Raw genomic sequence first — 12845 nt, forward strand, 5'->3', positions numbered from 1 at the left:
ATTTTATGGACATGACATTTTTCCGCGCCGCCCTGTTCGGGGCCCTGGTATTACTTTCAGGTTGTGATTCAGCCACTTCTCCCCAGACGCCAAAATCCGCCGCTACCGTACTGGACGGTAAAACCATGGGCACATTCTGGCGGGTCAGCGTCATAGACCTTGATCAGGCGAAGGCCGAGGCGCTGCGTCAGAAAGTTCAGGCTCAGCTGGATGCTGACGATCTTCTGCTTTCCACCTGGAAGAACGATTCAGCGTTGATGCGCTTTAACCATTCGCCGGAGACATCGCCCTGGCCGGTCAGCGAGGCGATGGCGGATATCGTGACGATGTCCCTGCGAATTGGCGCTAAAACTCACGGCGCTATGGATATTACCGTCGGGCCGCTGGTCAATTTATGGGGCTTTGGCCCGGACAAACAGCCGGTAAAAACGCCGGATCCGCAGCAGATTGCCGATGCCAAAGCGCGTAGCGGCTTACAGCATCTGACGGTGATCAACCGGGCCGACGGGCAGTATCTGCAAAAAGACATTGCGGATCTGTTCGTCGATCTCTCCACCGTCGGTGAAGGCTACGCTGCCGATCATCTGGCGCGCCTGATGGAACAGGAGGGGATCTCGCGCTACCTGGTCTCGGTGGGCGGGGCGCTGGTGAGCCGGGGCATGAATGCCGAAGGTCAACCGTGGCGGGTAGCGATCCAGAAACCGACCGATCGCGAAAATGCGGTACAGGCGATCGTCGATATTAACGGCCACGGTATCAGTACCTCGGGCAGCTATCGCAACTACTATGAGCTGGACGGCAAGCGCATCTCGCACGTCATCGATCCGCAAACCGGGCGACCAATCGATCACAAGCTGGTTTCGGTGACCGTTATCGCTCCGACGGCCCTGGAAGCCGATGGCTGGGATACCGGGCTGATGGTGTTGGGGCCGGAAAAAGCGCAGGAGGTGGTGCGTGAACAGGGGCTGGCGGTCTATATGATTGTCAAAGAGGGGGAGGGGTTTAAAACCTGGATGTCTCCGCAGTTCCGCGCTTTCCTGGTTGGCGAGAAAAATTAAACCGCAAGATTTCGGGTTTTTGCTAACGGACTTCGGCCCAGACTGAAGTTACACTTACAGCAGGAGTCCGTGATGAAACCGATAATGTTTGATACCGATGAGCGCCGCTGGCAGGCAGTATGCGAACGCGATACCGGCGCCGATGGTCAGTTCGTTTTTGCCGTGCTGACTACCGGCGTTTGCTGCCGTCCGTCCTGCCGCTCTCGTCGCGCGCTGCGGGAAAATGTTCGCTTCTATCCTGATGTCGATACCGCGCAGGCGGCAGGCTTTCGCCCGTGCAAACGCTGCCAGCCGGAAAACAGCGATCCGCAGCAGCAGAAGGTAGAGAAAGTCGCTGCCGCCTGCCGTCTGCTGGAGCAGGAGACGCCGATCACGCTGGAAGCACTGGCACGCCAGCTTGCGGTTAGCCCCTTTCATTTTCACCGCCTCTTTAAATCCGTGACCGGTATGACCCCCAAAGCCTGGCAACAGGCCTGGCGCGCTCGCCGTTTACGCGAAGCGTTAGGGCAGGGGGCGAAAATTACCGACGCGGCGCTATCCGCCGGTTTCCCGGATAATAGCAGCTACTATCAGCAGGCTGACGCCGCGCTGGGGATGACCGGCCGTCAGTTTCGCCGCGGCGGTGAGAATATGGACATTACCTGGGTATGCGGCGACGGGCCGCTGGGGCGCTGCCTGGTGGCTGAGAGCGAACGGGGAATCTGTGCCGTGCTACCGGGAGATAACGACAGCTCGCTGTATGATCAATTAGCCAGCCTGTTCCCCAATGCGCGACTGCATCCAGGCGATGAAGTCTTTCGCCTGCGGGTTGCGCAGGTCTTTTCTCATCTTAACGATCATCGCCAGCCGTTTTCTTTGCCGCTGGATCTGCGCGGCACGGCTTTCCAGCTTCAGGTCTGGCAGGCGCTGCGCCAGATCCCGGCGGGGGAGACCCGCAGCTATCGCCAGGTGGCGCAAAGTATGGGGCGTCCCCGCGCGGTGAGGGCGGTGGCCAGCGCCTGTGCCGCCAATAAGCTGGCGCTGGTTATCCCGTGTCATCGTGTGGTTCGCGAGGGTGGGGCGCTATCCGGCTATCGTTGGGGAACGGCGCGTAAGGCGCTGCTGCTGGCGCGAGAAGCGCAATACGAGGAGACATAATGCTCGATCTTTTTGCCGATACGCCGCCCTGGCAGGAGCAACTGGCTCCGGGGGCGATAATTTTGCGCCGCTACGCCCGTGAACGCGCGCCAGCGCTTTTGCAGGCAATCACCGATATTGCCCATCGTTCGCCTTTTCGTCAGATGGTTACCCCCGGCGGCTATACGATGTCGGTGGCGATGACTAACTGTGGCGAGCTGGGCTGGACCACGAACGCGCGCGGCTATCTCTATGCCAGCGACGATCCGCTGACGGAAAAGCGCTGGCCGCAGATGCCGCCGCTTTTCCGCGAGCTGGCCTCAGAGGCGGCGGCGGCGGGCGGCTATGCGCACTTTACCCCGGATGCGTGTCTTATTAATCGCTATCAGCCCGGCACAAAGCTGTCGCTGCATCAGGATAAAGACGAGCGCGACCTGCGGGCGCCGATCGTCTCCGTCTCGCTGGGGTTGCCGGCGATATTCCAGTTTGGCGGCCTGCGGCGTAGCGATCCGCTACAGCGGGTGCTGCTGGAGCACGGCGATGTGGTGGTCTGGGGCGGCGAATCACGGCTGTTTTACCACGGCATTCAGCCGCTAAAAGAGGGTGTTCATCCGGATACCGGCTCCTGTCGCTACAATCTCACTTTCCGCCTGGCAGGGAATAAAGAATAAAAATAAGAATTATTCTTGCTGTCATCGTCGAGCAGTTTAAACTGCTGGCTGTTTTTGCTTGCCCGGATTACGCGTTATGGAACTTCTTCTTCTTGTCTGGCGTCAGTACCGCTGGCCGTTTATCTCCGTCATTGCCCTGAGCCTGCTGAGCGCGGCGCTGGGTATTGGGCTTATCGCCTTTATTAACCTGCGCCTGATAACTATCGTCGATACCTCCCTGACGGTACTGCCGGAATTTCTGGGACTATTATTGCTGCTGATGGCGGTCACCCTCGGCTCGCAACTGGCGCTTACTACGCTCGGCCACCATTTTGTTTATCGCCTGCGCGGGGAATTTATTAAGCGCATTCTGGATACGCAAATTGAGAAGATCGAGAAAATCGGCAGCGCGTCGCTGCTGGCCGGGTTAACCAGCGACATCCGCAACATTACCATTGCTTTCGTGCGTCTGCCGGAGCTGGTACAGGGGATTATTCTGACCTTTGGTTCCGCCGCTTATCTGGCCTGGCTGTCAGGAAAAATGATGCTGGTTACCGCGCTGTGGCTGGCGTTGACTATCTGGGGCGGATTTGTGCTGGTGTCGCGGGTCTACAAGCACATGGCCTCGCTGCGCGAAACCGAAGATAAGCTGTATCACGATTATCAAACGGTTCTCGAAGGACGCAAAGAGCTCACCCTTAATCGCGAGCGCGCTGAATATGTATTTAATCAGCTCTATCTCCCGGACGCGCGCGAATACCGCCACCATATTGTCCGCGCCGATACCTTCCATCTGAGCGCGGTCAACTGGTCGAATATTATGATGCTGGGCGCGATTGGCCTGGTCTTCTGGATGGCTAACAGCCTGGGCTGGGCCGATACGGCGGTGGCGGCCACCTATTCGTTGACGCTGCTCTTCCTGCGCACGCCGCTGCTCTCAGCGGTTGGCGCGCTGCCGACTCTGCTCAGCGCTCAGGTGGCATTCAATAAGCTGAATAAGTTTTCGCTCGCGCCCTACCGCGCTGAATTCCCGCAGGCGCAAGTGTACCCCCACTGGCAGACGCTCGAGCTGCGCGATATTACCTTCCATTATCCCGACAACAGCTTTGCGGTCGGGCCGATTAATCTGACTCTCAGGCGCGGCGAGCTGGTATTCCTGATTGGCGGCAACGGGAGCGGAAAATCGACGCTGGCCATGCTGCTGACCGGTTTGTATCAGCCGGTTTCTGGACAGATCCTGGTTGACGGGAAGCCGATGGCGGCGGATAAGCCGGAAGATTACCGCAAGCTTTTCTCGGCGGTCTTTACCGACGTCTGGCTGTTCGACAGGCTGCTGGGACCGGAAGGGAAGGCGGCCGATCCGGCGCTGGTGGAGAAGTGGCTGGGCTATCTGCAAATGAACCATAAGCTACGGCTGGACGATGGCAAAATTCTTGACCTGAAGCTGTCAAAAGGGCAGAAAAAGCGCGTGGCGCTGCTGCTGGCGTTAGCAGAAGACAGAGATATCATCATGCTGGATGAATGGGCGGCAGATCAGGACCCCCATTTCCGCCGCGAATTCTATCAGGTGCTGCTGCCGCTGATGAAGGAGATGGGCAAAACCCTCTTTGCCATCAGCCATGACGATCACTACTTTCAGCACGCCGACAGGCTGCTGGAAATGCGCGGCGGCCAGCTCTCAGAGCTGACCGGAAATGAGCGCGAACTGGCGACCCGCGATGCGGTTGCCCGTACCGCCTGATCGGTTTACGCCGTCCCGGAGGCGTTAGTCGACCTCCGGGGTATCTGCAGGCTGCTGTTTTTTCCGTCGACCGAATTCATAGCGGTTATTATTTCCGCCTCCTCGCGCTATGCTTAAGGCTTCCGGCCTGCTGGTCTGACAGATATTTTTACAAGGATTGCCTGACCGATGTCCGTTTTGCACAAAAAAAGCGCCAGATTGCGCGATGAAGAGCGCGCCCGCCTCATTTGGCTCCTGAGCACCGATAAAGCCGTCACATCTTCACTGCTGGGTAAATTAACCCTCGCTGAACGCTACGATGACAGTACCCTGGCCGACGATCTGGCGGAAGTGGAAATGCTGGTTTCACACCTGCCGCCGCCGGATCTCGCCGATGCGCTCGAAGCGCTGCCCTATGATGCGCGCAACGCGCTCTGGCGGCTGGTCGCCGATGATAAGCGCGGCAAAGTGCTGCTGGAGGCGTCGGAAAGCGTCTGGGGCGACCTCATCGAAGAGATGAGCGATCACGATCTGCTGTTCGCGCTGCAAAATCTCGATATCGATGAACAGGTTTACCTGCTGCAGCACTTGCCCCGCGATCTGACCGGACGTTTACTGGCCACCCTGCCTGCGGATAAGCGCGCGCGTATTCGCCAGATGATGCGCTACGCCGACAATACCGTCGGCGCGATCATGGAGTTTGAGGTCATTACCGTCCGTCCGGAAGCGACTCTCGCAGCGGTGCAGCGCTATCTGCGGCGACTAGGTAAAATGCCGGAGAATACCGATAAACTGTTTGTGACCACCCGCAATAAGCTGCTGCTCGGCGAACTCGAGCTGCAAACCATTCTGCTTAACGATGCGCAGAAGCGGGTAGGGGAAGTGATGGAAGGCGATCCGGTGACCTTCCAGCCGCACGAAGACGCGGAGAAAGTGGCGCGTACCTTTGAACGTGATGACTTACTTAGCGCCGCGGTGATTGATGCCGACGGCAAGCTGATGGGACGTTTAACCATTGATGAGATCGTTGACGTGGTCTATGAGGAGACGGATAACGATTTACGCCGGATGGGCGGCCTGAGCAACGATGACGACGTGTTTGCGCCGGTGAGCAAAGCGGTGAAGACCCGCTGGGCCTGGCTGGCGGTGAATCTTTGCACCGCGTTTATCGCTTCCCGCGTGATCGATGGCTTCGAACATACTATTTCCCAACTGGTGGCGCTGGCGTCGCTAATGCCGATTGTCGCCGGGATTGGCGGCAACACGGGCAACCAGACGATCACCATGATCGTGCGGGCAATGGCGTTACAGCATATTCAGCCGGGAAGTTTTACCTTCCTGATCTTGCGCGAGATGGGCGTTGCGCTGATCAATGGGATCGTCTGGGGCGGGATTATGGGGGCTATCACCTGGTGGCTATACGACGATCCGCAACTGGGCGGCGTGATGACGTTGGCGATGATGCTCAATCTACTGATGGCGGCAATGATGGGCGTCATTATCCCAATGGTGATGGTCAAGCTGGGACGCGACCCGGCGGTCGGCTCCAGCGTAATGATTACCGCGATTACCGACACCGGCGGATTCTTTATTTTTCTTGGGCTGGCGACGCTTTTTCTGATGTAGCCTGCGCTTGAGTCCGCAGACGGCGGGGGATTAGTGCCATTGAGATCAGCCCTGCCAGAACGCCGATTGCCAGATTGCTGGTGCCGACGGTTGCGCCGACGGTCACCAGCATCACCAGCGTTTCCGGCCACGGATTGCGCGCCAGCTCAGCCGGACGAATACTGTGCCAGCTAAAGGTCTTCACCGCGACAATCACCATCACCCCGGCGAGCACGGCCATCGGGATTTTTGCCATCACTTCGCTTAAGGCAGTCACCAGCAGGAGCAGCACCAGGCCTGCGGCAACGGTCGACACGCGGCTGCGCGCTTTACCCATTTCAACATTAACGATGGTCTGGCCGATCATCGCGCACCCGGCGATACCGCCATAGAACCCGGCGAGAATGTTGGCGATGCCCAGACCCGCGCTCTCGCGCGCTTTGCTGGAAGGCGTTTGGGTTAAATCATCCACCAGCTTTGCCGTCAGAAGCGACTCCATCAGGCCGACAAAAGCGATACTCAGCGCGCAGGGCCAGATGATGTGCAGCGTGGTTAAATTCAGAGGAACTATCAGGCTGGTTAACCCCGGTAGTCCGCCGCTCATTGAGCCTTCATCGCCGACGGTCGGCAGCAGCTGGCCGCTGAAAACGGTAAACAGCGTCAGCAGTACGATAGCGATGAGCGGAGAAGGGATTGCCTTTATATAGCGCGGCGCCCACAGCACAATCAGCAGCGTTAACACGAACAGGCCGATAATCAGCGGCTGCTTGCTCCAGAAATGCGGTACCTGGGCAAAAAAGATGAGAATACCCAGCGCGTTAACAAAACCGGTCATCACCGGCTGCGGAATAAAGCGCATCAGGCGCGCCATGCCGCAAATGCCAAACAAAATTTGAATAACGCCGGCCATTATGACCGCCGGGAGAATGTAGCCGACGCCATATTGATGCACCATCGGACCAATCACCAGCGCTACCGAACCGGCGGCGGCGGTGACCATCGCTGGTCTGCCGCCGAGAACCGACATCGCCAGGCACAGCACTACGGAGGCAATCAGGCTGACTTTCGGATCAACGCCAGCGATAACCGAGAAGGAGATGACCTCGGGGATTAGCGCCAGTGCGGTGAGTACGCCCGCCAGCGTTTCACGCGTCAGCAGCGCGGGCGAGCGCAGGATCTGGCCTAATGCGCCAGCGTTGCTGGAGGTAGCGGAATCAGAAACAGGGGGCATAAAAAAATTTCGCAGAATTTAAAAAATTTGGGCCATGATCGGTCGCTGGTTACGTGCGGTCGGTCACAAAACCGAGGATAATAGCGCGGAAGCGCCTCTGATACCAGTACAAAATGTGATTTATGATACACATTTATTAAACATTTTTATAACAGATCTCAAAACTCAACTTAAAATTTAAACAATATTTAAATTTTTTTTCTTCAGTGTTACCTTTGAAGCCGAGAATCGTTTCACCTGCGCTAAATAAAAAAGCGAGTAAAGTAAGGCTCAAATCCGATGAAGAAAAAGATGGCCGTACCCAGCTCACAGGCGGTTGGTTCCAATAACACTCGGACCAACACCCGCCATGAGCAAGAGACGGATGTATTGTTGATTGGCGGCGGCATCATGAGCGCCACGTTGGGAACCTGGCTGCAGGAACTGGAGCCGGATTGGTCTATTACCATGGTCGAGCAGATGTCCAGCGTGGCGGAAGAGAGCTCGAACGGATGGAACAACGCGGGTACCGGCCACGCGGCGTTGATGGAACTGAACTATACGCCGCAAACCGCTAACGGTATCAACATCGATAAAGCGGTCGACATCAACGAATCCTTCCAGATTTCTCGTCAGTTCTGGGCCCATCAGGTGACCCGGGGCATTCTGAAAAAGCCTAAATCCTTTATTAACAGCGTGCCGCACATGAGCTTCGTATGGGGCGAAGACAATGTTAACTTCCTGCGCGCTCGATATGCGGCTTTACAACAAAGCGAGCTGTTCCGCGGTATCCGCTACTCTGAAGATCATCAACAAATAAAAGAGTGGGCTCCGCTGGTGATGGAAGGACGCGATCCGCAGCAGAAGGTGGCCGCGACCCGCTCGGAGGTGGGTACCGACGTGAATTACGGCGAAATCACCCGTCAGCTGATCGCCGGGCTGCAAACCCATGATAATTTCTCTCTCCAGCTGGGGACCGTGGTGCGCCGTTTTAAGCGCAACGCCGACAAAAGCTGGACCGTTACGCTGGCGGATGCGAACAACCGCCACCAGAAACGGGTTATCAAGGCTAAATTTATCTTTATCGGGGCCGGCGGCGCCGCGCTAACCCTGCTGCAGGAAACCGGTATTCCGCAGGCTAAAGAGTACGCGGGCTTCCCGGTCGGCGGACAGTTCCTGGTGTGTGAGAACCCGGAAGTGGTTAATCACCATCTGGCCAAAGTCTACGGTCAGGCCGAGGTTGGCGCGCCGCCGATGTCGGTTCCGCACATCGACACCCGTATTATCGACGGCAAACGCGTGGTGCTGTTTGGGCCGTTCGCAACTTTTTCGACCCGCTTCCTGAAAAACGGTTCGCTTTGGGATCTGCTGGCCTCGACCAACACCTCGAATATCATGCCGATGCTCAACGTGGGGCTGGATAATTTCGATCTGGTGAAGTATTTGATTAGCCAGGTGCTGCAAAAGGACAAAGATCGTCACGCGGCGCTGTGTGAATACTATCCGGAAGCGCGCAAAGAAGACTGGCGCTTATGGCAGGCTGGCCAGCGCGTGCAGATTATCAAGCGCGATGAGAAGAAGGGCGGCGTTCTGCGCCTCGGTACCGAGGTCGTCAGCGATGACGAAGGCACCGTAGCCGCGCTGCTGGGCGCCTCGCCGGGAGCGTCCACTGCGGCGCCGATTATGCTGCAGCTCATGGAAAAAGTGTTCAAAGAGAAGGTCAACTCAGCGGAGTGGCAGGCGAAACTGAAAGCGATTATACCAAGCTACGGTACGCGTCTGGACGGCAACGCTGCGGAAATTGAAAAGGCGCTGGCGTGGACCAGCGAAGTGCTGGAACTGCACTACGAGCCGGTTACGGTGGCTGATGAGGTACCGCAGGCGGAGCTGAAGCCGCTGCCGGAAGGTAAACCGGTCGCTGATATTGCGCTCTAACTTTTTCTCCGGCGGCTCAGGCCGCCGGATTCACTCGTACAGGGATTAACGCACAACGGCCGTGCCGATGGTTTCGTCCGCTCTCCAGATACGATATTTCACATCGATGTTGGCCGGGGTATAAACCACGATTGGCAGCTTACTGTTGTAACGCAGCATTCCCGCATCGCCCAGACCTGCCATCACAAACTGCTTCTCTTTTTTACCATCCGGACAGGCCATCATGGTCGAGACGGGGGAAGTCACTTTATCAAATACGTAGTAGTCGTAGCCCCAGCCTTCAAGGGTTTTGCTTTCCAGTTGACCGCCAAGACGATGACGATTGCAGTCGACTTCCAGCGTTTGGCCAATCATCAGCTCCACTTTTAACGTCGACTCATCCTGCTGCTGCGGCAGCTGGATCACCTGACGCTTCATCCCTTGCTCCGCTTTAGGGTAGGGAGCGATTTTTTCCAGCGGCTGTTCAGTTGCAACGGCGCTGGCGGAAACGCAGGCAAGAGCCAGCATGGAAGCGGCGAACGTAGTGATTTTTTTCACGTGGGTAATCCTTTGTTATCAATCCTCAACGGCATAAGAGTAGCATTTATCCGCTGAATGATAAGTGCAATTTACCAAAATTTTCACAAATAGCAGTTATAAATTCTGTTTATGAGAGGGAGCGTAGTCGTTAACTACTTCCCATAAGCTTAACGTCTCGGTTTAAGCCGGGCGCTGAGAACGGGGTTTCATCGCAGTCGAGCAGGGGGTGCCCCCCTGCGTTTTGCTGTCCCGCGCTGTTTTTACTCATTTACCGCTCAGATAAAACGCCGATCGCCACCTGACGGGATGGCAGCATTTTACCTGTAAAGCGCAGCAATACAGCGCTGCTACTCTTCGTGATTTTTACCTTCTTCGAGGAAATCTTCATCAAGCTCATCAATGTTTCCAGCGTGATCGCGTCCGGAGAGAAGGTTCCAGCAGGCGATAAACAGCGCGGCGATCAGCGGGCCGATAACAAAACCATTGATGCCGTAAATTTCCATTCCGCCGATCGTGGTGATCAGGATCAGGTAGTCCGGCATTTTGGTATCTTTACCAACCAGTAAAGGTCGCAGAATGTTATCCACCAGCCCTACGATGATCACAAAGAAACCGACGATAAACGCGCCCTGCCAGAGCTGGCCGGTCGCGAAGAGATAGATTGCCGCTGGAACCCAGATAATCGCCGAGCCCACCGCCGGGATTAGCGACAGAAACGCCATCAGGGCGCCCCACAGGATGCTGCCATCAATCCCCACGATCCAGAACGCCAGTCCCCCAAGCGCGCCCTGCGCAAGCGCCACCGCGACGGTGCCTTTTACCGTCGCCCGGGAGACGGCGGCAAATTTAGCAAAAAGATGCTGCTTCACATGATTCGATAGCGGCAGGGATTCAAGGATCAGTCTGACCAGATACGGGCCATCTTTGAGCAGGAAAAACAGCAGATAAAGCATGATGCCGAAGCTGACGGTAAAGCCGAAGGTCCCTTTCCCAATCAAGAATGCGCTACCGGCCAGGTACTGGCCTCCTTTCAGCGCTACGTCTGAAAGCTGGCGCTGAATCTGTTCCGCGCTATCGAGATTATGCTCAGAAAGGAAGCTCCTGGCCCATTCCGGCAGATGAGCAAACAGGCTGGCTACCACGGTCGGGAACTGGGTGTCATTATGCTGCAGTTTGGTGTAAACCACGTTGAGCTCGAAGGCCAGCGACGAAAGAATGATCGCCAGCGGGGTAAAGACAATCAGGCAGATAATGACGATGGTCAGCAGCGCCGCCAGGCCGTTGCGCTCGCCGAGCCGATCGCGCAGTTTGTTTTTCACCGGGTGGAAGATCACCGCCAGAATGGCCGCCCATAAAATGGCTGAATAATAGGGGGAGAGAACGTCGAAAAAAGCCAGGGTGACGATCAGCACGATCAGGATGAAAAATCCTTTCGTAAGTCCATTAACTCTCATGTAAATCCTTCAGAAAAATGACGTGTACAGTCAAATAATAGAAGTTTCTCGGCAATTTACAATCATAGCTGCTGCGGCGATGTGTAGAAGAGCTGTATTGATGGGAGATATCATTTCTGCTCATACTTTAAACACACCGGCAGAATGGATTCGCGCTATTTTTGTTCTCGCTTTCTCTGTCCGGCTCGCCAGGACGAGTAATCAGCCGCTGAGACTGCCAGGTATTATTTGGCTCTTTTATATTAAATTCTCTTTCCATTATTATCACGATATTAATACCCACTATTATTATTCCCTTACAGCGGGTATGCATGAAAATATTTAAACTTCTATTGATTGTGCAGAGTGTTTTCAGTTCCAGGAATAATTGTTATCCCTAGAGTGCATTGATTTATATCAATTAAATGGTTTTATTTATATATGAATGCAAAGTTTATTCATACGTCTGCTATGAATTTAGTCATTACGCAGAATGAATTATTAGTAATTTTTTACTGAGAGTTGAATTTCTTAATTGAAACCCTGGTTAAAAGCGGGAGGCTTACTGGTTGACCTGTTACAATACTTTGTTCTACTATGGTTTTATTCAGGCTATTCATTATTTTTCTCTAAGGTCCCTCAGAAGAGATTGCTATGGCCGCTACGACTCAGAATAAAAGCCGGGTTAACGTATTAATTTACCCTTAAGACTGTATGTCGGTGGCGTACAGTGAAGTGTCGATCTACGACTAAAACTTCTAACCACCAGCGATTGTCAGTCGTAATACAGCAGCCGTTTATTCTCTGAAGGAGAAAAAATCATTATCAATAAAAATTATTTCAATGTCGGGCTATTTTAATTTGTCCCGGACATAATCTTCAGCGTGCAAAATATGCTGGCAGGGACGGTTCGGAATAAAAGTTGATGCTGAATGTTGCCTGTATTAAAGACTTTAATCAGGAAATAGTTGGTCGAAGAGATCGTAACATCGCGCCATGCTGGCGACGCCGCTCTAATTGCTGGCTTCTTAATAACGCTACTTTTCAGGAAATAACCTGGAAATATTTTAAAAGCCCCTGGGTGGTCAGAAGCGTTAGCTGCCGAAATGCGCGAACCTGGCAAAAACACACAATCAGCCTGTCAGGCCTGATGCGCTTTGGTAAGTGAGCAGCGACGGGCGGTAGCGTGCCCGCAAACGATAAAGAGAGATTCCTGTGAAAACCCCGTCGTGCCGCAACGCCAACTTAATCCTGTCTGTACCCGTGCTGCAGAAGGAGTGCGCCAGACCCGGGCGTGCGGGCAAATCCTGCCCGGGCACTGTCAGCCGGCGCAGACGGGCCCGGTTCCGGCCTGCAATAAAGTGGAGCGGCCTGCGATGACGTTTGAGAAAGAGGTGAGCGAATGAGTGATATCCCGGCACAGCAGTTCAGCCACAACCATCCTCTGTTAACGGTGCGCGGCTGCCGCGCCCTCCTGGACGTGCTGGCCTTTGAAGGCGATGAGGCCCTGAGCGAACCGTTCAGCTACCAGATTGAATTCACCAGCGCCGACAAAACCCTCACGCCGCAGCAGATGCTGATGCAGGATGCCGCCTTCAC

General features: G+C 55.2%; 9 protein-coding genes and 1 pseudogene. 7 read left to right on the forward strand and 3 right to left on the reverse strand.

From position 1 onward, the window contains the following. Positions 1 to 5 precede the first annotated feature (5 nt). The 5 genes from apbE (at position 6) to mgtE (ending at position 6170) form a co-directional block, all read left to right on the forward strand. Positions 6 to 1058 (forward strand): FAD:protein FMN transferase ApbE, encoded by a 1053-nt coding sequence (gene apbE, locus ACSIPU_RS14245; RefSeq protein ID WP_047720823.1) that lies wholly within the window; start codon positions 6 to 8, stop codon positions 1056 to 1058. A gap of 72 nt (positions 1059 to 1130) precedes the next feature. Beyond that, entirely contained in the window at positions 1131 to 2195 is a 1065-nt protein-coding gene (ada, locus tag ACSIPU_RS14250; protein ID WP_004103989.1) for a bifunctional DNA-binding transcriptional regulator/O6-methylguanine-DNA methyltransferase Ada, read from the forward strand. Next, the gene (gene alkB, locus ACSIPU_RS14255; protein ID WP_004103987.1) at positions 2195 to 2845 is read left to right on the forward strand and encodes a DNA oxidative demethylase AlkB; all 651 of its coding nucleotides are present in this window, start codon (positions 2195 to 2197) and stop codon (positions 2843 to 2845) included. Before ada ends, alkB begins: the two co-directional genes overlap by 1 nt. A 76-nt stretch (positions 2846 to 2921) precedes the next feature. Continuing rightward, entirely contained in the window at positions 2922 to 4565 is a 1644-nt protein-coding gene (locus ACSIPU_RS14260; protein WP_049129130.1) for a multidrug ABC transporter permease/ATP-binding protein, read from the forward strand. A 168-nt stretch (positions 4566 to 4733) separates the two neighbouring features. Further along, entirely contained in the window at positions 4734 to 6170 is a 1437-nt protein-coding gene (mgtE, locus tag ACSIPU_RS14265; protein WP_004103983.1) for a magnesium transporter, read from the forward strand. Here mgtE and ACSIPU_RS14270 read toward each other — a convergent pair. Continuing rightward, the gene (locus ACSIPU_RS14270; protein ID WP_004103980.1) at positions 6133 to 7380 is read right to left on the reverse strand and encodes a SulP family inorganic anion transporter; all 1248 of its coding nucleotides are present in this window, start codon (positions 7378 to 7380) and stop codon (positions 6133 to 6135) included. The two genes, mgtE and ACSIPU_RS14270, sit on opposite strands and share 38 nt — an antisense overlap. A gap of 279 nt (positions 7381 to 7659) precedes the next feature. Here ACSIPU_RS14270 and mqo point away from each other — a divergent pair, with 279 nt between their 5' ends. Next, positions 7660 to 9294 carry a malate dehydrogenase (quinone) gene (gene mqo / locus ACSIPU_RS14275; protein WP_004103978.1) on the forward strand — a complete coding sequence of 545 codons (1635 nt, stop codon included), beginning with the start codon at positions 7660 to 7662 and terminating at the stop codon, positions 9292 to 9294. A 45-nt stretch (positions 9295 to 9339) separates the two neighbouring features. On the opposite strand, the gene eco is transcribed toward mqo, so the two are convergent. Further along, complete coding sequence (eco, locus tag ACSIPU_RS14280; protein ID WP_004103977.1) at positions 9340 to 9831, reverse strand: serine protease inhibitor ecotin; 492 nt, start codon at positions 9829 to 9831, stop codon at positions 9340 to 9342. 329 nt (positions 9832 to 10160) lie between these two features. Then, positions 10161 to 11267 carry an AI-2E family transporter gene (locus ACSIPU_RS14285; protein WP_004103976.1) on the reverse strand — a complete coding sequence of 369 codons (1107 nt, stop codon included), beginning with the start codon at positions 11265 to 11267 and terminating at the stop codon, positions 10161 to 10163. A 1381-nt stretch (positions 11268 to 12648) separates the two neighbouring features. Between ACSIPU_RS14285 and ACSIPU_RS14290 the strand changes: the two are divergent. Then, positions 12649 to 12845, forward strand: a pseudogene (locus ACSIPU_RS14290) (type VI secretion system tip protein VgrG); the annotation flags it as partial.

The sequence above is a fragment of the Klebsiella sp. HN106 genome (assembly GCF_051209435.1).
GTDB lineage: Bacteria > Pseudomonadota > Gammaproteobacteria > Enterobacterales > Enterobacteriaceae > Klebsiella > Klebsiella oxytoca.